Source organism: Bacillus sp. hwrm1 (genome assembly GCF_040207805.1).
GTDB lineage: Bacteria > Bacillota > Bacilli > Bacillales > Bacillaceae > Bacillus > Bacillus velezensis.
Window position 1 is genome coordinate 2,527,035 of record NZ_CP157943.1, and the last position, 26,010, is coordinate 2,553,044.

Annotated in this window: 22 protein-coding genes and 1 riboswitch; of the genes, 1 reads left to right on the plus strand and 21 read right to left on the minus strand. The window is 49.2% G+C overall.

What is annotated here, in order from left to right; translation table 11 throughout:
- Positions 1-23 precede the first annotated feature (23 nt).
- Together ABK447_RS12705 and ABK447_RS12710 are read right to left on the minus strand one after the other, a co-directional pair.
- Complete coding sequence (locus ABK447_RS12705) at positions 24-899, minus strand: YicC/YloC family endoribonuclease (protein ID WP_007409745.1); 876 nt, start codon at positions 897-899, stop codon at positions 24-26.
- 81 nt (positions 900-980) lie between these two features.
- Positions 981-3,653, minus strand: coding sequence for a calcium-translocating P-type ATPase, SERCA-type (locus ABK447_RS12710; protein WP_025284709.1), 2,673 nt, complete (start codon positions 3,651-3,653; stop codon positions 981-983).
- 119 nt (positions 3,654-3,772) lie between these two features.
- Between ABK447_RS12710 and ABK447_RS12715 the strand changes: the two genes are divergently transcribed.
- On the plus strand, positions 3,773-5,479 hold the full coding sequence (locus ABK447_RS12715) for an NFACT RNA binding domain-containing protein (protein ID WP_100001718.1): 1,707 nt from the start codon (positions 3,773-3,775) through the stop codon (positions 5,477-5,479).
- A gap of 445 nt (positions 5,480-5,924) precedes the next feature.
- Here ABK447_RS12715 and ABK447_RS12720 read toward each other — a convergent pair.
- The 19 genes from ABK447_RS12720 to ABK447_RS12810 form a co-directional block, all read right to left on the minus strand.
- Positions 5,925-7,075 (minus strand): IS3 family transposase gene (locus ABK447_RS12720; protein WP_094031235.1). Its coding sequence is split into 2 segments (ribosomal slippage): positions 5,925-6,802 and positions 6,802-7,075, totalling 1,152 coding nucleotides; the frame shifts between segments, so codons are not numbered across the junction.
- A 115-nt stretch (positions 7,076-7,190) separates the two neighbouring features.
- Positions 7,191-7,679 (minus strand): bifunctional precorrin-2 dehydrogenase/sirohydrochlorin ferrochelatase, encoded by a 489-nt coding sequence (locus ABK447_RS12725; protein ID WP_076424117.1) that lies wholly within the window; start codon positions 7,677-7,679, stop codon positions 7,191-7,193.
- Positions 7,660-8,445: a sirohydrochlorin chelatase gene (locus tag ABK447_RS12730; RefSeq protein ID WP_043021070.1), complete on the minus strand. Its 786-nt coding sequence runs from the start codon at positions 8,443-8,445 to the stop codon at positions 7,660-7,662. The genes ABK447_RS12725 and ABK447_RS12730 overlap by 20 nt, the downstream gene beginning before the upstream one ends.
- On the minus strand, positions 8,446-9,219 hold the full coding sequence (gene cobA / locus ABK447_RS12735; protein ID WP_007409740.1) for a uroporphyrinogen-III C-methyltransferase: 774 nt from the start codon (positions 9,217-9,219) through the stop codon (positions 8,446-8,448).
- 124 nt (positions 9,220-9,343) lie between these two features.
- Positions 9,344-9,937 carry an adenylyl-sulfate kinase gene (gene cysC / locus ABK447_RS12740; protein WP_007611313.1) on the minus strand — a complete coding sequence of 198 codons (594 nt, stop codon included), beginning with the start codon at positions 9,935-9,937 and terminating at the stop codon, positions 9,344-9,346.
- Between the two features lie 13 nt (positions 9,938-9,950).
- Entirely contained in the window at positions 9,951-11,099 is a 1,149-nt protein-coding gene (gene sat / locus ABK447_RS12745; protein WP_061581574.1) for a sulfate adenylyltransferase, read from the minus strand.
- A 48-nt stretch (positions 11,100-11,147) separates the two neighbouring features.
- Positions 11,148-12,212 (minus strand): inorganic phosphate transporter, encoded by a 1,065-nt coding sequence (locus ABK447_RS12750; protein ID WP_015239832.1) that lies wholly within the window; start codon positions 12,210-12,212, stop codon positions 11,148-11,150.
- Between the two features lie 12 nt (positions 12,213-12,224).
- Positions 12,225-12,926 (minus strand): phosphoadenylyl-sulfate reductase, encoded by a 702-nt coding sequence (locus tag ABK447_RS12755; protein WP_003154369.1) that lies wholly within the window; start codon positions 12,924-12,926, stop codon positions 12,225-12,227.
- Between the two features lie 127 nt (positions 12,927-13,053).
- Positions 13,054-13,158: riboswitch (SAM riboswitch) on the minus strand.
- 102 nt (positions 13,159-13,260) lie between these two features.
- Positions 13,261-13,893 carry an orotate phosphoribosyltransferase gene (gene pyrE / locus ABK447_RS12760; protein ID WP_059367014.1) on the minus strand — a complete coding sequence of 211 codons (633 nt, stop codon included), beginning with the start codon at positions 13,891-13,893 and terminating at the stop codon, positions 13,261-13,263.
- The gene (gene pyrF, locus ABK447_RS12765) at positions 13,890-14,609 is read right to left on the minus strand and encodes an orotidine-5'-phosphate decarboxylase (protein ID WP_015239830.1); all 720 of its coding nucleotides are present in this window, start codon (positions 14,607-14,609) and stop codon (positions 13,890-13,892) included. The genes pyrE and pyrF overlap by 4 nt, the downstream gene beginning before the upstream one ends.
- On the minus strand, positions 14,578-15,513 hold the full coding sequence (locus tag ABK447_RS12770; protein ID WP_094031699.1) for a dihydroorotate dehydrogenase: 936 nt from the start codon (positions 15,511-15,513) through the stop codon (positions 14,578-14,580). Before ABK447_RS12770 ends, pyrF begins: the two co-directional genes overlap by 32 nt.
- Positions 15,513-16,283 carry a dihydroorotate dehydrogenase electron transfer subunit gene (locus tag ABK447_RS12775; RefSeq protein ID WP_094031698.1) on the minus strand — a complete coding sequence of 257 codons (771 nt, stop codon included), beginning with the start codon at positions 16,281-16,283 and terminating at the stop codon, positions 15,513-15,515. The genes ABK447_RS12770 and ABK447_RS12775 overlap by 1 nt, the downstream gene beginning before the upstream one ends.
- Positions 16,280-19,495, minus strand: a complete 3,216-nt coding sequence (gene carB / locus ABK447_RS12780) for a carbamoyl-phosphate synthase (glutamine-hydrolyzing) large subunit (protein ID WP_094031697.1) — start codon at positions 19,493-19,495, stop codon at positions 16,280-16,282. The genes ABK447_RS12775 and carB overlap by 4 nt, the downstream gene beginning before the upstream one ends.
- Entirely contained in the window at positions 19,480-20,574 is a 1,095-nt protein-coding gene (locus tag ABK447_RS12785; RefSeq protein WP_007409730.1) for a carbamoyl phosphate synthase small subunit, read from the minus strand. The genes carB and ABK447_RS12785 overlap by 16 nt, the downstream gene beginning before the upstream one ends.
- Positions 20,571-21,857, minus strand: a complete 1,287-nt coding sequence (locus ABK447_RS12790) for a dihydroorotase (protein WP_094031696.1) — start codon at positions 21,855-21,857, stop codon at positions 20,571-20,573. The genes ABK447_RS12785 and ABK447_RS12790 overlap by 4 nt, the downstream gene beginning before the upstream one ends.
- Complete coding sequence (locus ABK447_RS12795; RefSeq protein ID WP_072589082.1) at positions 21,841-22,755, minus strand: aspartate carbamoyltransferase catalytic subunit; 915 nt, start codon at positions 22,753-22,755, stop codon at positions 21,841-21,843. Before ABK447_RS12795 ends, ABK447_RS12790 begins: the two co-directional genes overlap by 17 nt.
- Before the next feature lie 142 nt (positions 22,756-22,897).
- Complete coding sequence (pyrP, locus tag ABK447_RS12800) at positions 22,898-24,208, minus strand: uracil permease PyrP (RefSeq protein ID WP_007409727.1); 1,311 nt, start codon at positions 24,206-24,208, stop codon at positions 22,898-22,900.
- Positions 24,209-24,361: 153 nt separating this feature from the next.
- A complete protein-coding gene (gene pyrR / locus ABK447_RS12805; protein WP_003154392.1) occupies positions 24,362-24,907 on the minus strand; it encodes a bifunctional pyrimidine operon transcriptional regulator/uracil phosphoribosyltransferase in 546 nt (181 codons plus the stop codon).
- A 188-nt stretch (positions 24,908-25,095) separates the two neighbouring features.
- Positions 25,096-26,010: an RluA family pseudouridine synthase gene (locus tag ABK447_RS12810; RefSeq protein ID WP_072589081.1), complete on the minus strand. Its 915-nt coding sequence runs from the start codon at positions 26,008-26,010 to the stop codon at positions 25,096-25,098.

The window sequence follows — 26,010 nt, forward strand, 5'->3', positions numbered from 1 at the left end:
TCTGTAAACAATACGCACAGTCGCTATTCTATATTTTGCACTTGTTCCTTCAATTTTTCAATAGAACTTTTCATTTCAACGACAAGCTTTGTGATTTGATGATCATTGGCTTTTGAGCCGATCGTGTTCGCTTCTCGGTTAAGCTCCTGAACAAGGAAATCAAGTTTGCGGCCGACTGCCCCGCCTTCTTTTAATATATCACGGAATTGAACAAAATGGCTCTTCAACCTGGTAATTTCTTCCGTTATATCAGAACGATCGGCGAAAATGGCGCATTCCGTGATCAGCCTGCTTTCGTCGAGCGCATCCTCCGTCCATTCCTTCATTCGGGCGTAAAGACGCTCGCGGTATTGAATAACAACGGCCGAAGCGCGCTCTTTCACCTGTTCGGACAGCGTCTCAAGCCGCTCGATGTGCAGAAAGCAGTCTTCCGCCAAAAGCCGTCCTTCTTTTTCCCTCATGTCACAAAGTTCCTTTACAGCCAGCTCAGCGGCTTCCCTGATGACTTCTTCAAGCTTGTCATCACGCATCTGTTCTTCGTGTATCTGCGCAATATGTTCAAATTTAAAGAACTCCATTGCATCGGGTTCTGCGGCCAGGCTGTAGCGCTCTTTCATGACGCGTGCGGCGCTCACATATTCATCAAGGAGCTCCCAATCGATGTTCAGGCTTCTTTTTATGAGCGCGTCACTGTTTACAGTGAGAAACAGCTCTACTCTTCCGCGCTGTATATGCTGCAATATCGTTTGTTTCAGCTTATCCTCTACATATAGCAAAGGCCGTGGCAGGCGGGCGTTCACTTCTTTGAACCGGTAATTGACGGATTTCAATTCAACGGTTGCCGAGAGATCGCCTTTTGTGCTGCTTGCGCTGCCGAAGCCTGTCATACTCCGTATCATATGAAACACCCAATTCTTTCCCGTTATCAAAATAAAAGGGCAATAGACATGCTATTACCCCTAAGATTATATCATATGGAATTATTTTTTTCTTGTCAAAAGTGAACCCGCCAGCAAAAAAGTAGGTATGCCCGACATACCGATAATCAGCATCCAATCGCCCGGCGTAATCGGCACTGTTTTGAATATCGGCTGCAGCGGCGGATAATAGATGACGATGACCATCAGGAAGATAGAAGAAATGATGGCCCCGAGCAGATAGATATTTTCAAACGGATTCCGGGAGAAAACAGACGTTTCGCTCCGGCAGTCAAACACGTGTATAAGCTGAGCCAGGACAAGAGTCGCGAATGCAACGGTCTGTGCGTAGGGCAGATTTTCAGGATTGCGGTGATAGACGATGATAAACGCTAAAATGGTTGCAGCTCCGATTAAAAACCCTCTTGATACGACTTTCCAGCCCAGTTTTCTCGCAAACACTCCTTCTTTCGGGTGCCGCGGCTTCCGCCTCATCAGGTCTCCTTCCGGCTGATCCATACCGAGGGCCATCGCCGGCAGCCCGTCAGTGACTAAGTTCACCCACAATATCTGAATCGGAACGAGCGGCAGCGGCAGAGCGAGAAGCATCGCAAACAGCATCACTAAAATTTCACCGACGTTGGAGGCGAGCAAATAACGGACGAATTTTCTTATATTTTCATAGATATTCCGTCCCTCTTTTATGGCTGATTTAATCGTAGCAAAGTTATCATCTACCAGAATGAGAGAAGAGGCTTCCTTTGCCACATCCGTTCCCGTCACGCCCATGGCAACGCCGATATCTGCCTGCTTTATGGCCGGCGCGTCATTAACCCCGTCTCCCGTCATGGCGACGACGTGTCCGTTTTCCTGGAACGCTTTGACGATTTTCAATTTATGTTCAGGCGACACGCGTGCGAAGACGTAGACATCATCGACCGTTTCGATAAGTTCTTTCTCCGTAAGCTCATTCAGCGTCTTGCCGTCCATCACACGCCCCTTTTTCGGAAGAAGACGCAAATCTTTTGCAATGGCCTTTGCCGTTTCGACGTGATCCCCTGTGATCATAACCGTTTTAATGCCGGCTTCACGGCATTCTTTAATCGCCTGTCTGACCTCCGGACGGGGCGGATCAATCATGCCTGACAAGCCGAGTATCGTCAGATTTTTTTCCGCCTGCTCCATTGTCGGCTTTTCTCCGGGCTTAAGCGGTTTATAAGCAATCGCGATCGTACGCAAAGCTTGCGACGCCAGCTCTTTCAGAACCGCTTCCGTTTCTGCTTTCTTTTCTCCTGAAAATGGCGCGCTTCTTGCGTCGTACATCAGATGTGACGAGCGGTCAATCAGCACATCGGGCGCTCCTTTAGTGATGACGAACTGCTTTTTTTCCTGATCCTCTACAATGACGGTCATCATTTTGCGGACGGAGTCAAACGGAAACTCGGCAACCACGCGGTAGTGCCCGCTGAGCCAATCGTTTGAATAGCCGCCCTTTCTTGCAGCCGTCAGCAGCGCTCCTTCTGTCGGATCGCCGTCGAGTACATAATGGCCGTCTTTCAGTGCGATTTCGGATGTGTTGCACAACGCGCCGAAAACCAGCATCTGTTCAAGAATCTTCTCATCTTTCGGCTTGATTTCCCGCTCATCTCGGGTGAAAACGCCCTCCGGCTCATAGCCGATGCCTGACACTTTAAATGTTTTTCCCCCTGACCACATATGGGTGACGGTCATTTTGTTTTGTGTCAGCGTGCCGGTTTTATCAGAACAAATGACAGAGGCGCAGCCCAATGTTTCAACCGCCGGAAGCTTTCTGACAATTGATTTTTGTTTGATCATGCGCTGGACGCCGATTGATAATGCCACCGTAACAATGGCGGGAAGCCCTTCCGGAATCGCGGCGACGGCCAATGACACCCCGGCCAAAAACATGCTGTAAAGCTCATGTCCCTGTAAGACGCCGACTGCAACGACCAATACCGTTAAAAGGAGCGCGACGATAATTAAAATTTTGCCGAGCTCTTCAAGTCTTCGCTGCAGCGGTGTTGAAAGGCTGCCGGCGGATTCCAGCATATCGGCGATTTTCCCCATTGCCGTATTCATTCCTGTACCGACGACGACGCCGACACCGCTGCCGCGCGTTACGATCGTACCCATAAACGCCATATTGCTGATGTCGCCTAACGAAACATCCGGCTTTCTCAGTTTATCAGCTTGTTTAACCACCGGAATTGATTCCCCGGTCAGCGCCGATTCCTCAATTTCAAGGCTTTTCGCTTCAACGATCCGCACATCCGCGCCAATCCGGTCGCCGCTTGAAAATTTCATGATATCGCCGGGAACGAGCTCCTTGGACTGAATTTTCTTCCAGCTCCCGTCCCGCAACGCTGACACATACGGCGTTGACAGCTCTTTTAATGCGTGTAAAGACTTTTCCGCACGCCGCTCTTGAAAAAAACCGAGAACCCCATTGACAAATACAATCGCCATAATCGCTACGGCATCTACATATTCGCCTAAAAACCCGGATATTAAGGTTGCCGCCAGCAGCACGAGCACCATAAAATCTTTAAATTGGGCGAAAAACACGGCGATCGCCGGTGTCCTCTTGCCCTCCTGAAGCTCGTTCGGTCCGTGCTTTTCAAGGCGTTTTTTCACCTCTTTTTCGGTCAACCCCTGTTTAATGGACGTATTTGTTGCTTTCAGCAAATCGGTTTGTCCCATTTCATGAAACTTCATTCTTCTCGTCCACTCCCCTGCCTCGCTTTAGAGATGTCACTCTGTAAACAAGCTTATTCTGACTCGTCCCTTTTCATGCTATAATTATCGAATGCAGGAAGAAGGAAAGGGTGTTTTATATGTCTTTTGATGGCATGTTTACATACGGAATGACACATGAATTAAACAGCCGGATCGCCGGAGGCCGGATTACGAGAGTCCATCAGCCTTTTAAGCATGATGTGATATTTCATATCCGCGCTAACGGAAAAAACCATAAATTATTATTATCGGCGCATCCGAGCTATTCACGGGTGCACATGACAAACCAGGCCTATGAAAATCCGAGCGAGCCGCCGATGTTTTGTATGCTGCTCAGAAAGCATATAGAAGGCGGATTTATTGAGAAAATAGAACAGGCCGGATTAGACCGGATTATGATATTCCGGATAAAAAGCAGAAATGAAATCGGCGACGAAACCGTCAGAACGCTGTATGTTGAAATTATGGGACGGCACAGCAATATTATCCTGACTGACGGAGAAGGAGCCATCATCGACGGACTGAAGCATTTATCTCCGTCGATGAACAGCTACCGGACCGTTCTGCCGGGATATGATTACAAGCTTCCTCCCGCTCAGGAAAAAATTTCGCCGCTTGCCGCGGATGAAGAGGACGTTTTGCGTTATCTCAGTTTTCAGGAAGGACGGCTTGACCAGCAGATCGTCAGACATTTCTCCGGTGTTTCTCCGCTGTTTGCAAAAGAAGCCGTGCATAGAGCGGGTCTCGCTAACAAAATAACGCTGCCGAAGACGCTGATTGAAATGTTCCATGCCGTGAAAGATTGCAGGTTTACACCGAACATTACGACAGCCGGCGGAAAGGAATACTTTTATCTCCTGTCTCTCACACATGTAAACGGTGAGGAGCGCACCTTTCACTCACTGAGTGAGCTGTTGGACCGGTTTTATTTCGGCAAGGCGGAACGCGACCGCGTCAAACAGCAGGCTCAGGATCTCGAGCGGTTTGTCGCAAACGAACGGAAAAAGAACTCCAATAAGATAAAAAAGCTGGAAAAGACGCTCGACTACTCAGAAAATGCGAAGGAATTCCAGCTATACGGCGAACTGCTGACGGCGAATTTGTATATGCTGAAAAAAGGTGACAAAGAAGCGGAAGTCATCAATTATTATGATGAAGAAAGTAAGACAGTGACCATCCCTTTAAATCCGAACAAAACACCGTCAGAAAACGCGCAGATGTATTTTACAAAGTATCAAAAGGCGAAGAATTCCGTCGAGGTGGTAAAAGAACAGATCCGTCTGGCTGAGGAGGAAATCGCTTATTTCGATCAGCTGATCCAGCAGCTCTCCTCCGCCTCCACAAAGGATATTCACGAAATAAGGGAGGAGCTCGTGGAAGGCAAATATCTGCGACCGAAACAGCAGCGAGGACAGAAAAAACAGAAGCAGCACGTTCCTGTTTTGGAGCAATATGAATCTTCACGGGGATTGACGATTCTTGTCGGCAAAAACAATAAACAAAATGAGTACTTAACGACAAAAGCTGCCGCAAGGGATGATTTATGGTTCCACACGAAAGACATTCCCGGTTCCCACGTTGTGATTAAAAGCAACGATCCGGATGAACAATCCATACTGGAGGCGGCTGCGATCGCCGCTTATTTTTCCAAGGCGAAAGATTCCGGCTCCGTTCCCGTTGATTATACAAAAATCAGACACGTGAAAAAGCCAAACGGCGCAAAGCCCGGATTTGTCACCTATGACAGCCAGCATACCGTATTTGTCACACCTGATGCCGACCTTGTCATACGGCTGAAAAAATAAACGCACCTCCAAGCTGAAACCCGCACTCAGCTTGGAGGTGTTTTTATTACGTATAAACGGAGACGAAACTCTCCCAGCCGTCAGAACCGATCTATACAGTATCTGATCAGTTTCCCGTCATGTCTGCCTGATCCGCCGGGGCCGTCTCTGATTAAAGCGGTCACACCTTGATTTGGCGGCGGATACTGTCACCTTCCCTCGCCGCACCTGAGCACATCCGGGCGGGTCTCTGACCTTTCCTTTGTATGCGGGCGGAATCCAGGCGGCATTGGGATCAGATAGATATTCCGCATCACTTCGCAATCCTGACCGCTTGCCGGCATATACCGTTCAAACTGCCCGCTTTCGTTTTGAATTGTTCACATTCGGGGACTGTGAGGACAGTATAAAAAACACCCTGCCTGAGGGACTGACCCCCGTTTTTGAGACAGGGATCAAAACACCTTTAAGCAGCCAGCTGTCGGTATGTGACCGGCGGCTGGTTGTTTAGTTTCGTTTGAATACGAATGTTGTTATAATAGTGTATATAGGTTTCGACAGTTTGTTCTACGATGGTCGTCGTAGTGCTTTCCAACCTGTCGAGGTAGAACGTTTCAGACTTTAGTGAGGAATGAAACGATTCGATGGAGGCATTATCAGCGGGCGTCCCTTTGCGGGACATGCTCATGGTAATGCCTTTTGTTTTAACAGCTTTCTGATACTCATAAGATGTATAAACAGAACCTTGGTCACTATGTAACACACAGTTCTCTGGCAGTGCGGGCAGCTGATCAAGTGTGTGTAAGACAAAGTCTGTGTCCTGTCTATCGCCAATCGTAAAAGCAATCACTTCTCCATTGTATAAATCCAATATACTGGAAAGATACAATTGTTTCTGCCCATAAGGCAAATATGTGATATCCGTTACTAGCTTTTCCAGAGGGCGATCAGACTGAAAGTTCCGATCCAATATATTCTCGGCCACGGCATATGGCTGCCCATTCTTCTTACGCTTTTTCACCTTAACCCGGCATTGCCACTGATTCTTCTGCATAATGCGCTGAACCGTTTTATGATTCATACGCATTCCCTTTTTTAATATGGCTGTGATTTTCCGATAGCCATATCGATACTTGTGTTCTCGGCACAACGTGCCGATTTGTTTTTCTAAATGGTATTTAGGGTTATCTTTCATCAGATTCTTCTTCCAACGATAATAAGATGCTCGTGAGATACCTAAATGAATACAGATATCCTTTATGGTCATTGTGCTGCGCAATGCTTCTACAAGCTCGACTGGCGTTTCGCTATCAGCTTCCTTTCCAATTCGTTGTACTTTTTTAACACTTCATTCTGTTGTCTCAGATAACGATTTTCTGCCTGCAGTTTCTCTAATTCGGAAGAATACTCTGGACCTTTTCCATAAGAATATTGCTTTCCGACAGGTTGTTCGAATCGATGTGTGTCCCCAGCTTTATACCACCTGACCCATGTCTGCACCTGCGTCTTATTCTTTATATTCAATTCCTGCATGATCTCCTTCACAGGCACGCCCGCCAATCTCATTTCTACAGCCTTCTGTTTGACTTCAACCGGATAACTCACTCTTGCCCTCATAGAAAAACACCTCCAAGTCTAATTTCGGATAACAACGATCCGTTTTCAAACTTGAAGGTGTTTTTTGTTTGTCTCATATTATGGGGTCAGTCCCTGATGACAGACAAGGTGTTTTTTATGGTCTTCTTCTTTTCTCAAATAATCGATCCACTTCTTCAGCCAAATCAGCAGTAATGAGAGGCTCTAAGTCCTCAGCCAGTCTTTTCGTATGTGCCGGGCTTGCGCCGCTTGTTGATACGGATACTTGAATGCGCCCTTTGCGGATGATCTTCGGCATATACACGCTGCCCTGTTCAGCATCGCTTACACAATTGACCAGCTGCGTTTCAGAAGCGCTCGCGGCTATCTCCTGATTCACGCTGCGGTCATTTGTCGCGGCAATGATGAAAAAAGCGGGCGCGAGATCCTTCATTTCAATTTTACGGGAAACCCAGCGGATGCGCCCTTCATCCGCCAGCTGTTTAATTTCGGGCAGGGCATCGGGACTGATTACAGTAATATCCGCGCCTTCCGGAAGCACCGTTTTGAGCCTTCTTAAGGCAACATTGCCTCCGCCCGCGATGATAATTCTTTTTCCGCTTAAATTAATGTGCAGAGGCAGCATACTGTCCCCCCTTAAAATCAAACTGACCGCCGGGGTTTCGAACAGCTTCTGACACACGGTTCAAAAACGCCTGCTTAATATGCGGGTGAAAACCTAAGTATGAAGCGAGATGAACATTTTGACTGACCGTTTGAAGCTTTTGAACTTCCCGTTCAATCTCAGTCATTAAAAGCCCGGTAAACAGAAGATATGGAACGATAAAAACGGGTGCTCCGTCATCCTCTTCAAGGCCGGCAAACACTTCTTTATAGTGCGGATCACATGCTGTTAAAAAACAAGGGATGACTTCTTTAACAGGTGTAATCGCCTCAAGTTTTCCGGCAATCTCACTGACTGCGTTTTTAACTGCCGGATCTGTGCTTCCTCTTCCGATCAGCACCACTTTCGCCTGCTCAATGGGCACTCCGGTATCTTCAATGCGATGATGCACCGCTTTTACGACTTCATCGTCCACTCCGATCGGAACACCATATGTCACTTTTATATCGGGATGCAGGGCCGCCGCACGGGCGATTTCAGCCGGAATGTCATGTTTTGCGTGGGCAGCGGTCAACAGCAGTAAAGGCACGGCCGCAATATGAGTGGCGCCTTGTCTGACACATGCTTCAAATCCCGCTTCAATAGAAGGTTCCTGCAGTTCTAAAAAACAAATTTCCTGAATGGGAACGTCAGCGTGCGGCATGCACCCTTTTAAAAACGCCGCCGACTCTGTCTGCGCTTTTTTCAGCCTGCTTCCGTGCCCGATGTATAAAATCGCCTGCTTCATTTACAACGCCTCGCTCAAATCCAGATTTTTCTGTTCAGATGCATACCAGTCCAGTTTGCAGTGATAATTGACGACATCGCCGATAACAATTAAGCTCGGGTTTTTGATTTCTTCTTTTATCACTGTGTCTGAAAGCGTGCCGACGGTGCAGACGACTGTTTTTTGCCTGTCCGTCGTTCCCCAATGAATAAAGGCTGCCGGGGTGCCGGCGTCTCTGCCGTTTTCCAGCAGCATTCTTTCAATCTGCCGGATATTTTTAATTCCCATATAAATCACCAGCGTATCAATGCCCGTCGCCAGCGCTTTCCATTTTTCTTCAAAGTCGTCTTCTTGTTTATAATGTCCCGTAACGAATGCGACATTGGAGCTCGCCTCTCTGTGCGTCACGGGAATGCCGGCATAAGCAGCAGCCGCGATTCCTGATGTAATGCCGGGAACGATCTCAAACGGAATGGCGTTTTGTGCGAGAGCCTCCGCTTCTTCGCCTCCGCGGCCGAAAACAAACGGGTCGCCTCCCTTGAGCCTTACAACGGTTTTCCCCTTTTTCGCATACTTCACAAGGAAACGGTTGATCGTATCCTGTTTCATAATGTGAAAATCCGGGAGCTTTCCGCAGTAAATCAGATCCGCTTCTTCTCCGGCATATTGTAAAATCTCTTTGCTTACCAATCTGTCATATAATATAACGTCCGCTTTCTGTATGGCTTTCATTGCCTTCACCGTTAATAAGTCCGGATCTCCCGGACCGGCTCCAACGATAAATACTTTCCCCATAGCATGTCTCCCCGATCCGTTTTGAAATCTTCCCAGAACAGCCGCGAGGCCGCACTTCAGCTATTTTACCATATCCCGCCATTGCGGGGGATATCCGGCTGATTGCGCGGCCTTTTTGGACCTATTATGCTAAGCTGTTTTTCACAAAGTCAACCAGTCTTCCGGTGCATTCTTCGCGTTCACATTTGCCTGAATCAAGTACGAGCTCAGGCGCTTTCGGCTCTTCATACGGTGAGTCGATCCCCGTAAAGAACGGAATTTCACCATTTCTTGCTTTTTTATATAAACCTTTCGGATCGCGCTTTTCACATATATCGAGGTCGCATTTCACATAGATTTCATTAAATTCGCCCTCCGCCACAAGCTCTCTCACCTGATCTCTGTCCTCACGGAACGGAGAAATAAAAGCCGTGATGACGATGGTTCCCTGCTGAACGAAAAGCTTCGCCACTTCCCCGATGCGGCGTATATTTTCCTTGCGGTCATCATCGGAAAAACCTAAGTCCTTGTTTAAGCCGTGGCGGATGTTATCACCATCAAGCACGATGACTTGATAGCCTTGTTCAAACAGCTCGCGCGCTGCGGCGTTTGCAATCGTGGATTTTCCTGAACCGCTTAAGCCCGTCAGCCAGAGGATAGAGCTTTTATGCTTGTTTTTCTGCTGGTATTCTTCTTTCGTTATTGAGGCTTCATGCCACACGATATCACGATTTGTCACTCTATTTTCCTCCTTAAGAAACGCCTGCTTCTTCTTTCGTTTTCAGCCCTTTAATCAACACCTCGACAACTTCAGGACGGCTGAATTCCGCCGGCGGCATGACGCCGCTTCGCAGCATTTCTCTGACCTTTGTTCCTGACAGAATGACGTGGTCTTCTCTGTCATGCGGGCATGTTTTGGCCGTTCCCATGTTGCCGCATTTCTGGCAGAAGAAGCTGTGCTCGAATTTCATCGGTGTAATCCCGAGTTCATCCGCTGTAAATTGATCAAACAGCTCTTGCGCTTCATATGTGCCGTAGTAATCACCGACGCCGGCATGATCGCGGCCGACGATAAAATGCGTGCAGCCGTAGTTTTTGCGGACAAGCGCGTGGAAAATGGCTTCTCTCGGCCCCGCATACCGCATAGCCGCCAAAAATACGCCGAGGAACACGCGGTCTTTCGGATAATAATGATCGAGCAGCACCTGGTAGCTTTCCATTCTGACATCCGCCGGAATGTCATCTGATTTTGTTTCACCGACGAGCGGGTTCAAAAACAGGCCGTCAACCGTCTCAAGCGCGGTTTTTTGGATATATTCGTGGGCGCGGTGGACCGGATTTCTCGTTTGGAAACCGACAATGGTTTTCCAGCCCTTTTCTTCGAAGCTTCGTCTTGTATCGGCAGGTTCAAATGTAAACTCAGGAAACTGCTTTGACGCTTTTTTAACTAATGTGATCGGCCCGCCGACATACGTATCGCCGCGTGAAAATAATTTTTTCACGCCCGGATGCGCGGCATCATCGGTTTTATATACGTGAACGGCTTCTTTTTGTTTATCCGGCGTATAAATATCTTCGATGTCGACTATGCCGTATGTTTCTCCGCCGTAAGTCAGTTTCACCGTGTCGCCGACGGCAAGCTCAGCCGCTTTTTCTGAATCGACCGGAAGCGTGATCGGCAGGGACCAGACAACCCCGGATGCCAGACGCATATTTTCAACGACTGACACGTAATCTTTTTCTGTGAAAAATCCTTCAATCGGGCTGTACCCCCCGATCCCGATCAGCTCTAAATCAGCGAACGAAATCAAATCAAGCTCAATTTCTTTTTGGACGGATGTAAGATCATACTGCTCATTTACCCGATTAATTAATGTTCCTCCGTGCGGTGCTAAACTCATAATACATGATTCCTCCCAGTTAACAGATAAATAAACTCAGATTAATAGTTAAATGCCTCCGCCTTGTTCATGGACAGAGCGTTTCTCTTTTCGGATGGCTTTCATCAGACTGGCAGCTCCGCCAGCTGCCAAAAGCACGCTGGCCATCATAAAGATGGAATAGTAATCTCCTTTTAACAGCAGGGAGACAAGCAAATACGAAATCGACAGTGACAAAAACGGTGAAACGACCCATACTTTGAGCATCGTTTTCACGACTTCTTTATGAAAAACGTTCGGCCCGTTTTTGGCCATTCCGATACCGATAATTGATGATGATGTGACTTGCGCCAATGGGACCGGCAGACCGAAGACGGAACTGATAATGACAAGCCCCGCGCCGGTTCCTGAAAGCAGTATGCCTTCTCCGGCTGAAAATCTCGTAATCTTTTTCCCGTTGGTTTCAAGCACTTTGCGTCCTAAAAGCAGAGCGCCGAGAGCGACAAAGATGCCTCCGTACAGCGTTCCTTTGGACACGCTGAGCACGCCCGCAGCAACCAAAGGGCCTACCGCATTTGCGACATTGTTCATTCCGGCTGAAAAAGCTTCCCAAAACCCCGCAATCAGCAGCACAATCCCTAAAATCTTCTGTTTCCGACTCGAAATGACTCGAATATTCAGAGAACTGAATACCTTCGAGACGAGAAACGTGAAACAGAACGCGACGAACGGTACGAGCACCCAAAAAATCACGATGACCAAAAGATGCTGTAAAAACAATACTTTGTACGCGACGCCGACACCGACAATCGCCCCGACAGTGACCTCACTCGTCGACAGCGGAATGCCGAGCACATTCGCCGTGAATAATGATAGCGCCGCCGATCCGATAATAATGCAGACAATGGTGAGCGTAATGGTTTGTTCGGGAATGATTCCGCCGCTGATCGTCTTAACGACTTCTCCGCCGCCGATAACCGCCCCTGACAGGACTCCGGCCGCGCAGATGATCAGCGCATACGTTTTCTTTTTAACGGCGCCGGACCCATAAGCGACTCCCATTGAAGCCGCGGCTCCGCTTGCTCCGATATTCATGGCAAAAAACAGGCAGAATAAAATAGCGGCTAATTCCATCGTGCAGCTCCTTTATTCATGCAGTCCGCATTCTGTTTTCGCCATGCCGTTCCATCTGCCGCTCCGCAAATCTTCCGCGGTAAACGCAGGTGAAGTGCACGGTTCACAGCCGATGCTCGGATACCCCTGATCATGGAGGATATTGTAATCCAGCTCATGCTTGGAAGTATATCTCCAGATGTCTTTCCATGTCCAATGGATCAGCGGGCATACTTTAATCGATTGAAACTTGTCGTCTTTATTCAGGAAATTCGTATTCGCCCGGCTCGGCCCTTGATCCCGGCGAAGACCGGACAGCCATGCCGGATGTCCCGCGAGCGCTTCTCTTAACGGCAGAATTTTTCTGATGTAGCAGCACTGGTTCGGTTCTCTTTCCCACAGTTTATCTCCGTGAGCCTCGGCCTGTTCTTCAAGAGTAAGGCTGGGCTTTTTCAGGATAATGTTCAGTCCCGGGTAACGCTCTTTCACTTTTTCGATCGTTTCATATGTTTCTTTAAAGTGAAGACCCGTATCAAGAAACACGATTTCCGCGTCTTTCTTTACTTTAGAAATTAAATCGATCAGGACGATGCCTTCAATCCCGAAGCTGCACGCGTAAACAAGCTGGTCTCCGTAGTGGCCGTATGCCCATTTTAAAACGGACAGCGCGCCTTTATAGGAATCGTCTTCCGGAAATGTAATCGCCGGCTCTTCCCATGTGTCATACGTTAGCATTTTTCCTTTCCTCCTCCCGGAGACAATCAAACAGCTGTTGTTTTCTGCCGGTTGTCTTATCCCTCAATCTTTTTTTCATATAAAAAACTTTCAATCCAGCGGAATGAAAGACAGTGACCCGGTATAGCCCTTATCTTCAAAATGCTGTGCATTTTTCTGGATGCGGCACCTTGCATGACACGCAGGTTGCCGGGCGTCATCGGTCCAGTCCCTCAGCCGCTCTTGATAAGCTTTTTAGATTTGTACTAAATTTTAGCACAATTCTAACAGAAGTCAACCCGAGTTTTTTGATAGGAATAATAAAAACAGGCCCTGAGGCCTGTTTTTATTGTCATTATTTTTTAAACCAATCTTTTGACTCGGGATTCTGTTTCCATGATTTCAGTTTCTCAATGTCATCTGAATGAATCGTTCCGTTTTCAAGCGCGACTTCAATCAGCGTGTCATAATCCGTTAACGAGTAATAAGGAAGACCCGCTTTTTTAAAGGCTTCTTTTGCTTTCGGCAGTCCGTATGTAAAAATGGAAATGACGCCGAGGACTTCCGCGCCCTCTCTTTGAAGGGCCGCCGCAGCTTCAAGCACGCTGCCTCCGGTAGAAATCAAGTCTTCAATCACGACTGTTTTTTGCCCTTTTTTAATGGCGCCTTCTATTTGATTTCCTTTGCCGTGCGCTTTCGGTTTGCTTCTGACGTAGCACATCGGTGCGCCTGCACGGTCTGCGAGAAGCGCAGCATGCGGAATGCCCGCCGTTGCAGTGCCCGAGATCATCTCCGCCTCGGGAAAATGCTCTTTCAGCAGTTTGCCGAGCCCGTCCGCCACATCATTTCTCACTTTTGGATACGACAATGTCAGACGGTTGTCACAATAGATCGGTGATAAAATACCGCTCGCCCACGTAAACGGCTCATTCGGGCGTAAAAAGACAGCTTCAATGTGTAATAGATGTTTTGCGATAGCCTGTTTCATCGGCGAACGCCCTCCCATTCCAGTTTAATTGCTTCATATGCTTTAACGGGGTTTTCCGCTTTTGTAATTGAGCGGCCCACAACGATGGCTGACGAACCGTTTTCTTTCGCAAATGACGGAGTCGCCGTCCGGACTTGATCGTCAGCTGCGTCACTGGCCGTGCGGATGCCCGGTGTGACTGTCAGAAATGAAGGCCGGACCGCTTCATAAATGGCTTTTGTTTCATGTACCGAACATACCACTCCGTCCAGCCCGCACTCTTCCGCCATTTTGCCGTAATGCACGACCGTTTCTAACAGCGGCTTTTGCAGCAGAAGCTCTTCCTTCGCCACCTGCTCTGAAGTGCTGGTCAGCTGAGTCACCGCGATTAAAGACGGGCGTTTTCTGCCTGCCGGCGTGCCTTCTTCAAGTCCCTCAAGGGCCGCGCGCATCATGCGTGCGCCCCCTGCCGCATGCACATTGACGAGATCAACGCCGAGGCCGGCCAGCCGCTTCATCGCTTTATTGACCGTAGTCGGGATATCATGAAGCTTTAAATCTAAAAATATATCACAGTTCCGTTCTTTTAATTGGTGAATGATGGCGGGGCCTTCCTGATAAAAAAGTTCCATCCCCGTTTTGACAAAAAGCCTTTCCTTTTCAAACAAGTCTAAAAACGTTAAAGTCTCTTCCCCTGATGCAAAATCAAGCGCGATGATGGGCAGGTTGTTTTTCATGTTTCCAGCTCCTTCCGATGCATTCACTTACAGATTGAAAGCCGTGTTGGCGCAGTACACGGGGGAGCTGTTCTATGATTTCCGGGCAGACGAACGGATTGACGAAGTTTGCTGTGCCGACGGCAACCGCACTCGCTCCCGCAAGAAGAAATTCTAATGCATCCTCTGCGGTCTGAACGCCGCCCATCCCGATAATCGGGATTTGAACGGCGTGGCTGACTTCGTATACCATCCGGATGGCGACCGGTTTGATCGCCGGGCCTGACAGTCCGCCCGTTTTATTTGCTAAGATCGGCCGTCCCGTCTTGAGATCGAGCCTCATCCCGATGAGTGTATTAATCATCGTCAGACCGTCAGCACCGGCCGCTTCAATCGCTTTAGCAATTTCGGTTATGTTTGCGACATTAGGCGAAAGCTTCACATACACAGGCACTGCGGAAACTTCTTTCACCGCTTTTGTCAGTTCGGCCGCCATGACGGGATCAGTACCAAAAGCAATCCCCCCCGTTTTGACATTCGGACATGAAATGTTAAGCTCAAGCGCATGCACATTCGGCGCTTGGCTGATGTGCTCGGCCACTTCTTTATAGTCGTCCACCTGAGAACCGGCGACATTTGCGATAATCGGCGTGTCAAATTGTTCGAGCCAAGGCAGCTCATGATTGAGCACATGCTCAAGGCCGGGGTTTTGCAGTCCGATGGCATTCAGCATTCCCGCGCTTGTCTCCGCCACTCTCGGCGCCGGATTTCCGAAGCGGGCTTCGTTCGTCGTGGCTTTAATCATAATGCCTCCGAGGCATGATAAATCGTAAAATCCGGCATATTCTTTCCCGAAACCGAAACATCCGGAAGCGGGGATGATCGGATTTTTCAATTGGAGACCCGGCAGATTCACCTCTAACATTACAGCGCCACCTCCTCAGCTTTAAATACCGGCCCGTCAAGGCAGACCTTTACATATGATGTATCGCTTTCACCCGTGCGGCACACGCAGGCGAAGCAGGCTCCGATGCCGCAGCCCATCCGCTCTTCCATCGAAAGATAAACCTCTTTATGGCCGTACTGCTGCTTCAGAGCTTTCAGCATCGGTGTCGGTCCGCAGCTTAGCAGGACATCGAATTCGAGCTGCTTTTCACGGATGACATCGGTGACAAACCCTTTCTCTCCATATGTTCCGTCAGCCGTCGCCACATAGGTGTCTCCGTACGCACGACATTCCTGTTCGTAAAAAATATCCTTTGCTGATTGAAATCCAAGCACATGAATGACGTTTACGCCTTTTTCCGTCAGGCGCTTTGACAGTTCCTGCAAAGGCGGAACTCCCACTCCGCCTCCGACTAACAGCGCGGTTTTTCCGGGTTCAATCCGCCGGACGGGGAATCCGTTGCCGAGAGGGCCGAGAACGTCTATCCTGCCGCCCTCTTTTTTCTCGGACAAAAGACGCGTTCCCTCACCGTCAGCTCTGTAGATAACGGATACTTCATTCGCGGCGAAATCGACGTCCGCAATGCTGAGCGGTCTTCTTAATAGCGGCGTGACCGCGTCACTCACCTTCAGATGAAGAAATTGACCCGGCTCGGTAAGGTGCCGGACAAGCTCTCCTTTCAGCACCATCTTATAAATCCGGTCGGCAATTTCTAAGTTGGATTGAACAGTCAAATGCGCTTTCTTCATATCGTGACTGCCGCCTTTTGATTGGTTTCGGATGCAGGCATATGATCCGCCCGGAATGTCATGCTTTCCAATACCCGCAAAATGGCTTCGGCCGTATCTAAAGATGTCAGGCAGGCGACTCCGTTCTCAACGGATTCGCGGCGGATTCTGAAGCCGTCTCTGGCCGGCTGTTTGCCCTTTGTCAGCGTATTGATGACAAATTGCGCTTCTCCGTTTCTGATGACGTCGATGAGATTCTTCCCTTCTTCGCCGATTTTCCCGACAACCTGAGCCGGAATCTGAGCGTCTTTCAAATAAGCTGCCGTTCCTACCGTCGCCATGATGTTATAGCCGATAGCGTGGAACCGCTTCGCGATCAGAAGTCCTTCTTCTTTATCTTTATCAGCAACGGTCAACAGCACCGAGCCGTAATTCGGAATTTGAATGCCAGAGGCAATCAGTGCTTTATAGAGCGCTTTTTCAAGAGTTGAATCTTTGCCCATGACCTCTCCCGTCGACTTCATTTCAGGCCCTAATGTAATATCCACTCTTCTCAGCTTCGCGAATGAGAAGACAGGCGCTTTCACGTACACCCCCTGCTGTTCAGGCTGCAGCCCCTCTTGATAGCCGAAATCAGCAAGCTTTTGGCCGAGAATGACCTTTGTCGCCAGATTCGCCATCGGAATCTTTGTGATTTTGCTTAAGAACGGCACGGTTCTGCTTGACCGCGGATTTACCTCAAGCACATACACTTCACCTTGCGACAGTACGAACTGGATGTTCAGCAACCCGATGATGTTAAGGCCTTTTGCCAAGGCTACAGTGTATTGTTCGATTTTTTTCTTAATGTCTTCGCTTAAAGACTGAGGCGGATAGACGGCGATTGAATCCCCTGAATGGACGCCGGCCCGCTCGATATGCTCCATAATTCCCGGAATAACGACTGTTTCGCCGTCAGATACGGCATCGACTTCGATTTCTTTCCCCGTCAGATAACGGTCGATTAACACCGGATGCTGCGGGTTGATTTTGACCGCGTTTTTCATATAGTGAAGCAGCTCTTCTTCGTGATAGACGATTTCCATCGCCCGGCCGCCGAGCACATACGAAGGGCGGACAAGTACCGGATAGCCGATGGATGCGGCAATTTTGACCGCTTCGTTCACCGACACAGCGGTTTTTCCGAGCGGCTGCGGCACATTCAGCGCCTCAAGCGCCTGCTCAAACTTATCCCGGTCTTCCGCACGGTCTAAATCTTCAAGTGATGTGCCGAGGATTTTGACGCCGCGGGCGCTCAATTCTTCCGCAAGATTGATCGCCGTCTGGCCGCCGAATTGGACGACAACGCCTTCCGGCTGTTCCAAATCGATGATGTGCATGACATCTTCTACCGTCAGCGGTTCAAAATACAGTTTGTCTGATATGCTGAAATCAGTGGACACCGTCTCAGGGTTGTTGTTGATAATAATCGCTTCATAGCCTGCCTGTTTGATGGCCCAGACAGAATGAACGGTCGCATAGTCAAATTCGACGCCCTGTCCGATGCGGATCGGGCCGGAGCCGAGGACGACGACGCTTTTTCTTGATGTAACCTCAGACTCATTTTCTTCCTCATATGTGCTGTAGAAGTACGGGGTTTCTGATTCGAATTCCGCCGCGCATGTATCCACCATTTTATATACAGGCTTGATGGCTGCTTCTTTTCGCATTTGATACAGCTCTTGTTCCGGCATATTCCATTCCCGGCTGATATATTTGTCGGAGAAACCGAGTTCCTTCGCTGTCTGAAGGACGGCGAGGCTGCCTTTTTCCGCTTTCAGCTCTGTTTCAAAAGCGACCAGCTTACAGAGCTTGTGCAAAAAGAATACGTCAATTGCGGAAAACTCATGAAGCTGCTCGACTGTGTAGCCTCTTCTGAACGCTTCAGCAAGATAAAACAGCCGTTCATCTCCGGCCTTTCTGATCCGTTTTTCCAAAAGCCCGTCAGAAATCTCTTCCGCATCCTTCAGTTCCAGGTGATAGACATCGGCTTCCAGTGAGCGGACCGCCTTTAACAGCGATTCTTCAAGGGTGCGTCCGATGGCCATGACCTCTCCGGTGGCTTTCATTTGCGTCCCGAGCCTGCGGTTTGCCGACTCAAATTTGTCGAACGGCCAGCGCGGGATTTTAGAAACGACATAGTCAAGCGCGGGCTCAAAAGCCGCATATGTTTTTCCCGTTACGGGATTCATCATTTCATCAAGAGAAAGCCCGACTGCGATTTTCGCCGCAAGCTTTGCGATCGGGTAACCCGTCGCTTTTGAGGCGAGGGCAGATGAGCGGCTCACCCGCGGATTCACTTCGATAATGTAATATTGGAAGCTGTCGGGATCGAGCGCGAGCTGAACATTACAGCCGCCTTCAATGCCGAGCGCGCGGATCAGCTTTAATGAAACATTGCGCAAAAGCTGGTATTCCCGGTCGCTCAAAGTCTGGCTCGGGGCAACGACGATGCTGTCACCCGTATGGATGCCGACTGGATCGATATTTTCCATGTTGCAGACGACGATCGCGTGATCTCTGCTGTCTCTCATGACTTCATATTCGATCTCTTTGTAACCGGCAATGCTTTTTTCCAGAAGGCATTGATGGACGGGGCTGAGTTTTAATCCGTTTTCGACGATCTCTTTCAGTTCTGCTTCATTCGAGCAGATGCCGCCGCCCGTTCCGCCTAATGTGTAAGCGGGGCGCACAATAACCGGAAACCCGATCCGGCCGACAAATTCCTCGGCTTCCTGTAAAGTGCGGATGATCTCACTTTCCGGCACCGGTTCATTCAGCTCATTCATCAGCGTACGGAATAAGTCGCGGTCTTCCGCCTGCTGGATGGCGGACAGCTTTGTGCCGAGCACTTCCACCCCGCATTCCTCAAGAACCCCGAGTTCAGACAGCTCAACGGCAAGATTCAGTCCGGTCTGTCCTCCCAGAGTCGGCAGGATGGCGTCCGGCCGTTCTTTTCTGATAATACGCGTGAGAAACTCCGGCGTCAGCGGTTCTATGTATACCCGATCAGCCATTTCCGTATCCGTCATAATCGTTGCCGGATTCGAGTTGACGAGAATAACTTCATAGCCTTCTTCCTTTAAAGCGAGACACGCCTGTGTGCCCGCATAATCAAATTCCGCCGCCTGTCCGATAATAATCGGGCCTGATCCGATCACTAAAATCTTTTTAATATCTACGCGTTTTGGCATACCGCTTCCCCTTCTTTCTCAGTTGTTTCGATCAAGTCAATGAATCTGTCAAATAAATGATTGGCGTCTTCCGGCCCCGGTGAAGCTTCAGGGTGGTACTGAACCGTAAATGCCGGCAATGTTTTATGCTTGAGTCCTTCGATCGTTTGATCATTGATCGCAATGTGCGTCACTTCAAGCTCTGTCTCATCTATTGAAGAAACTGTATATCCGTGGTTTTGGGCGGTTAAAGCGACTTTCCCTGTCGCAAGCTCTTTAACCGGATGATTGGAACCCCTGTGTCCGAATTTCATTTTTTCCGTTTCCGCTCCGGATGCCAGTGCAAATAATTGGTGGCCGAGGCAGATTCCGAATAACGGCACCTTCCCGAGTATGCCTTTTATCATTTCAATGGCTTCCGGCACATCTTTCGGATCTCCGGGTCCGTTAGAAAGCATGATGCCGTCCGGCTTGAGCTGAAGCACTTCTTCCGCCGTTACATTGTACGGCACAACGATAACATCGCATTTTCTTTTGTTTAACTCTCTTAAAATGCCGTGCTTCATACCGAAATCGACGAGTACGATGCGTTTGCCGCGGCCCGGACTCGGATATGCCGTTTTCGCAGATACTTGAGCGACTTGATTTCTCGGCAGTTCCGTTTCTTTCAGCCTTGCAAGAACCTCTCCGACATTCTCCTCACTTGAAGCAAACGTTCCTTTTAATGCGCCGGCCGTGCGGATCATTCTTGTGAGCTTTCTCGTGTCAATCCCTTGTAAGCCGGGGATATTTTTCATTTTCAAATACTCGTCAAGCGTGTAAGCCGAACGCCAGTTGGAAGGCAGCTCGCACAGTTCTTTTACGATCAGCCCTTTTACAAAAGGAGTGATGGATTCAAAGTCATCTCTGTTAATTCCGTAGTTGCCGATCAGAGGATACGTCAGCGTCACGATCTGCCCGCAGTAAGAAGGGTCTGATAAAATTTCCTGATAACCGGTCATTCCCGTGTTGAATACGACTTCACCCGCGGTATGCTCCAGGCTCCCGAATGCTTCACCCTCAAATACCGCTCCATTTTCCAGCACTAGTCTTCTTTTCATTTGACGAGTCTCCCTTCTTCGTATGCAAGCTTACCGGCAGCCATCGTTGCAACAGGCCAGCCGAAGCACTTCATCTTGTTGAATGGCGTATTTTTTCCTTTAGATAAAAATGTATCTTTGTCAATGGCTGCTTCTTTTTCCAGATCAATCAGGGTGATGTCAGCCGGCGCCCCCGGTGCAAGCGTTCCGTACGGAAGATCAAATGCCTCGCAAGGTTTTACCGTCATGAAATCAACCAGCTGCTTCAGCGTCCACGCCCCGTTTTTCACAAAATGTGTGTACAGAAGCGGAAAGGCTGTTTCTAAACCGACGATACCGAAAGGCGCAAGCTTCATATCCGTGTTTTTCTCTTCTTCTGTATGCGGCGCATGGTCAGTGGCGATGAAATCAATCGTACCGTCTAAAAGCCCTTCAATCAGCGCCTCTCTGTCCTCTTTGCTGCGAAGCGGCGGATTCATCTTAAAATTGGTATCAAGTCCCGGGATATCTTCGTCACAAAGCAGCAGGTGGTGCGGCGATACTTCCGCCGTCACGCGGATTCCCGCTTTTTTTGCGTCTCTTACGGCTCTGACGGACTCTTTCGTGCTGATATGACACACGTGGTAATGGCAGCCCGCCGCTTCCGCCAGCAGCACGTCACGGGCGATATGTACCGCTTCACAAATGGAAGGTATGCCGTTCAGGCCGTTCGCTTTTGAAAAAGAACCTTCATGCACGCTCCCTCCGTAAATAAGCGAGTTATCCTCACAATGAGCGACAATCGCTTTATTCATTGAAGCCGCCCGTTTCATGGCTTCATACATCATTCCGGCCGTCTGAACGCCGACGCCGTCATCGGTGAAGGCGAATGCGCCGGCTTCATGAAGCGCCTCAAAATCTGTCATTTCTTCGCCGGTTTGTCTGATCGTAATGGATGCGTAAGGAAGAACCCTGACAGATGAGGTTTCTTTGATCCGGTTTTGCAGCCATTCCATCTGCTCTTTCGTATCCGGCACCGGTCTTGTATTCGGCATGGCTGCGACTGTGGTAAAGCCGCCCCGCGCCGCGGCTTTAGAGCCCGTCTCAATGGTTTCTTTTTTCTCGCCGCCCGGTTCTCTGAAGTGAACATGAAGGTCTACGAGTCCCGGTGAAACGAACAGTCCGTCAGCGTCGATCACCGTTTCTCCGTCTTTCGCTGTCAGAAGCCCGGTTTCCGAAATGAATTCACCCGTTACCCGGATATCCTGTGCCACTTTTTCTCCCTGTTCATTTAACATCCAGCCGTTTTTAATGAGATAAGACATAAGCCGCTTCTCCCCTTTTCACATTGGTTTGCAGTGCTCTTTTTAAGACTGCCATTCTGATATACACGCCATTTTCCATTTGTTTAAAGATTCTTGATTTTCCGCATTCCACTAATGTTGTGTCAATTTCGACTCCTCTGTTCACCGGTGCGGGATGCATGATGATGGCATGCCGCTTCATGCTCTCCGCCCGCTTTGCGGTCAGCCCGTATGCTTCCAGATAGCCTTTTTGGTCGGCTTCTGTCTGATGCCTTTCATTTTGGATGCGGAGCAGCATGACGACATCTGAAGCTTGTATGGCTTCATCCGTCTGCACACAGGTGCCGAAGGCGTTTTTCTCATCCTGCCATTGCGGCGGCCCTGAAAACAGCACGCGTGCGCCGAGTCTTGTCAGCACCTCGGCATTTGACCTTGCCACCCTGCTGTGTTTGATATCGCCATGAATGGAAACCGTCAGGCCCTGAAAGGTCTCAAATTCCTCTTGAATCGTCATTAAATCGAGTAATGACTGAGTCGGGTGCTGGCCGCAGCCGTCGCCGGCGTTTAAGATCGGAATATTGACTCTGCCGGTCAGATCTTTGTAATATTCATCCGTGCTGTGCCGGATGACGCAGGCGTCCGCTCCGATTGATTCCAGTGTTCTGACCGTGTCGTATAAGGACTCGCCTTTTTGAACGCTTGTGCTCGTGCCGTCTAAGCTGAGCACGTTCATCCCGAGTTTCTTTTCCGCCACTTCAAAGCTGAACCGCGTCCTCGTGCTCGGTTCAAAAAACAGATTCGCAACGAATTTTCCCGCGAGATCGGGGCGGACTGTTCCCTCTTTTATCGCTTTTGCCTCACGCAGCAGTTCTGTAATTTCAGCCGTGCTCAGTTCAGACATCGCCGTTAAATGATTCATGTTTTTCTCCTCCGTTTCCGCTTGAAGGCCGTAAAAAAACACCCCGGTCTATAGACTCGGGGTGCGGTTAAAGAGAGAAGCAGCGTACAGCTTCTTCCCGTTATAACCCTTCCAAGCCTCTCTGGACTTTCTTTAAAAGGTTTTACATATGATTTTGTTTTTCTGATGCAATCGCGTCTTCTTCATTTGCATGCGGCAGGATGAGGTTCAGGATGACTCCGACGATTGCCGCAAGCGCCATGCCGGATATTTGGAACCCGCCTTTTGAAACTTGAATAAAAGCCCCTCCGACGCCAATCACGAGGATGACGGATGTGATAATTAAATTTCTCTTGTTCTCATAATCAATGTTGTTGTCAATCAGCATTCTTAAGCCGCTGGAGGCGATAATTCCAAAGAGCAGGAAGGAAACGCCTCCCATAACCGCGGACGGAACAGAGCTGATCAGTGCTGATACTTTTCCGATAAATCCGAAGCACAGCGCAATCACACCCGCGCCGCCGATGACAAAGACGCTGAAAACTCTCGTAATTGCCAGTACTCCGATGTTCTCGCCGTATGTCGTCGTCGGCGGGCCGCCGATTAACGAAGCGATGATCGTCGCAACACTGTCCCCCATTATGGAGCGGTGCAGTCCCGGCTTTTTAATGAAATCCTGTCCGACGACTTTACTCAGCACCATTTGGTGGCCGATATGTTCTGACATCGTCACGAAAGCGACCGGCACCATCGCAGCCGCAATGCCCAATGTCACTGACGGCGTATAGTCTTTGAAAGGGATGATAAATTCAGGAACGGCGAACCACTTTGCATCAATGACCGGCTGGAAATTGACGATGCCCTGTGTCAGCGCAAACAGATAGCCGCCTATAATGCCGATCAATACCGGAATCAGGCTTAAAAATCCCCGTAAAAAGATGGCACAGATAATGGTTATGGCCAAAGTGACGCCGGCTACACTGAAATGTTTCAGGCTGTAGACGAGTTCCTTCGCATTCGGATCAGCATACATTGCCATATTGACGGCTGTGCTTGCCAGTCCGAGGCCGATGACGATGATGACCGGCCCGACGACCACCGGGGGCAGCAGCTTCATCAGCCACCCCGTTCCAAGCTGCCTGATGAGCAGTGCGATCAGGCCGTACACAATTCCCGCCAGGAAAGCGCCGACCATGGCAGCCCCCGGCCCTCCCGTCGCCTTCACCAAGATAATCGGTGATATAAAGGCGAATGATGAGCCGAGATAAGCGGGAATCTGGCCTTTTGTCACCAAGAGATAGGCGAGTGTCCCGATTCCGCTCGTGACAAGCGCCACTGCCGGGCTCATTCCGACCAGTTTCGGCACGAGTATGGTTGAACCGAACATGGCGAATAAATGCTGCAGGCTGAATGACAGCCAAGACAATGGATTGGGGACGTCCCTGACTCCCAGGTTTACTTTTTTCTTACTCATGGCGTTTTCCTCCCGGTTGACTTTCAAATGGTATAAAAAAACCTCTTTGCTTTTTGCGCAAAGAGGCATACAAAACCCGGCCGCGTCGATCCGCCCGGCTTTGTGTTTTAAAATCCTCTTTGCAAACTCTCTGGAATGCATTTAAAAAGGTGATTATTCATTTTCGTAAATGGCGACCATATCAGTCTGATCAACTTCGCTCAGCTGAACCATCACTTTTTCAGCTTTTGAGGTCGGAATGTTTTTTCCGATATAGTCCGCTCTGATCGGCAGCTCCCGGTGCCCTCTGTCGACAAGCACGGCAAGCTGTATCGATGACGGCCGTCCGACATCAACGAGGGCATCCATCGCAGCTCTCACCGTCCGGCCGGTATAAAGCACATCATCAACCACAATGACCTTTTGGTCTGTGATATCGGCCGGAATGTCCGCGCCTTTTACAAGCGGCTCTTCATTGCTCGTTTTTTTCGTCAGGTCGTCACGGTAAAGGGTGATATCGATTTCCCCGACGGTGACTGGATTCCCTTCAATCTGTTCGATCCGCTCGGCCAGCCGCTTCGCTAAATAAATGCCTCTTGTTTTAATTCCTACAAGAATGCAGTCATTCATTCCTTTATTCCGTTCGATCATTTCATGGGCTATCCTTGTCAGCGCCCGCCTGATCGCCTGTTCGTCGAGAATAACAGCTTTTTGATTCACTCGTGACACCTCTCCATTCGTATATAAGAAGAAAAAACCCCTCCTGCCAGAGCATAGAGGGGTTCCTTTCCAGGACGAAGACACACGTGTATCTCTTCTGTCCTATCCGTTATCCTTCTCAGCCTCTCTGGACTGTGTTAAAGAATCTATTCAGCTTGTTTTTATTATTTCAGAAAAGAAAGTCGCTGTCAATGGCTATTTCTTAAATCTTCAATGAGTTTTTTCATATCTTCAGGAAGGGGCGCTTCAAACTCCATGTATTCTCCCGTCCGCGGATGATCAAAACCTAATATTCCGGCATGAAGCGCCTGACCATTGAAATCAATGGTTTTTCTCGGTCCGTACTTCGGGTCGCCTGCCAAAGGAAACCCGATATATTTCATATGAACACGGATCTGATGCGTTCTTCCGGTCTCAAGACGGCACTCTACGAGCGTGAAATCTTGAAAACGCTCAAGCACGTGGAAATGCGTGACGGCGTTTTTGCTGCTTTCTCTTGTTACGGTCATGCTTTGACGGTCTTTTTTATCTCTCCCGATCGGAGCGTCAATCGTTCCGTCATCATGTGAAATCACCCCGTGGACAACCGCTATGTACTTTCTGGTCACGGTTTTATTGACGAGCTGATTAACGAGTGATTCATGCGCCATATCGTTTTTAGCGACCATTAACAGACCGGAAGTATCTTTATCAATCCGGTGGACGATTCCCGGGCGCATGACGCCGTTAATGCCGGAAAGGTCGTTGCAGTGAGCCATCAGTCCGTTTACAAGCGTCCCAGTCACATGGCCGGGCGCCGGGTGTACAACCATGCCCCGCGGTTTGTTCACAACCAAGACGTCCTGATCCTCATAGTAAATGTCCAAATCCATCGGCTCTGCAAGCACGTCCAATTCTTCCGGTTCAGGAATGGTGACGTTTACCTGATCGCCGGGCTGCATTTTATAATTCGCTTTTACGGATTTGCCGTTAACGGATACCAATCCCTCTTTTACCCATTGCTGCACTTGAGTGCGTGACCAGTTTTCTCCCGTTGAAGCCAAAAATTTATCAATCCGTTCGCTCTTTTGTTCAGGCTGAACGGTTATCTCAAATTGATTCAT